This window comes from Paracoccus sp. MC1854 (assembly GCF_014164635.1).
Classification (GTDB): Bacteria; Pseudomonadota; Alphaproteobacteria; order Rhodobacterales; family Rhodobacteraceae; genus Paracoccus.
The window spans coordinates 1-954 of sequence record NZ_JACJFU010000128.1 but is presented as its reverse complement, the minus strand read 5'-3'; the positions used below and the strand labels follow the sequence as shown (position 1 = coordinate 954).

At 57.3% G+C, this 954-nt stretch carries 1 protein-coding gene; it reads left to right on the top strand.

Going from position 1 to position 954, the window contains the following annotated elements; genetic code table 11:
* Positions 1 to 132 precede the first annotated feature (132 nt).
* Positions 133 to 954: hypothetical protein (locus H5395_RS18410; RefSeq protein WP_182793997.1), on the top strand; the 822-nt coding region annotated here is incomplete at its 3' end.

Below are 954 nucleotides of genomic sequence, written 5' to 3'. Positions count from 1 at the left end.
TCAGACCGCTGGTCAGCGCGATGCGCACCGCATCCCGCTTGAACTCGCCGCTGCGTGTCGCTGCCATATCCAGTCTCCTTCCTGGTGAGCATCGCTCTCAGAAGACCGGAACAGAACCGGGAAAGGTCCAGATTGGGCCCGAGACTGAGGGGGAACTATTTCAAACTCAGAAAAAGCGACCACTGGAAAGCGAAGACATTCGGCTGGATCTCGATCGGATTTCAGAAATCCAGCAATACGTCCGAACTCGAATGGTATCATGGAAAACGCGCCAAGGTTCTGGTCGGATATGTGGGTTCAAATGAGGGACCGTTCTACTTTAGTAAGAATTTTCCAAACGTCGGAGGCGAGGCCGAGAACATGGACGAAGATGGTGTGGGCGTAAGATACCACTCCGACGGTCTGCGCTGGCGGCCTGCAGATGCTCCGGAGTGGTTCTTCACGGTTCCCCTGAACTCACTGGAGAACGACAGCGCCATTCAACGACTGATCGTTCATCCCCTGAAACAGATGATCGGAGGAGCGACAAGCGAGGAAGCGCTTGGGCCGGTCCGAGACGAAATCTGCCTGCCGCCGGATCATCAGCATTGTCAGGTCTCATCAGCCATCAAGGACTCGTTTGGCCGCGTCGATCCGAGTGCGCCAAGCGGCGCGCAGTGCCTCCGGGGCGATGGTTCGCACCTTGTCGCTCCAGCGGAACAGGTGATTGCACATTTTGTCGATACCGCCACCGGTAAAGCGGACAGTAATGCCGCATCTGATTCTTCAGTCATTGTCTGGGCCGGATGGAATTACATGTTCTGCACCTCGCCGGCGACTTCGGGGATTGACCTTCCCTCTGGGCCTCTCTCGATCATGACGAGAGTCCCTGGGTTTGGTATTGGTCGGTTTCGAGCTGGGCAAGCGCGCCGGGCGTGGAGTTCACGGATTGCTCAAGTGCCCGGCGCGCGTCTG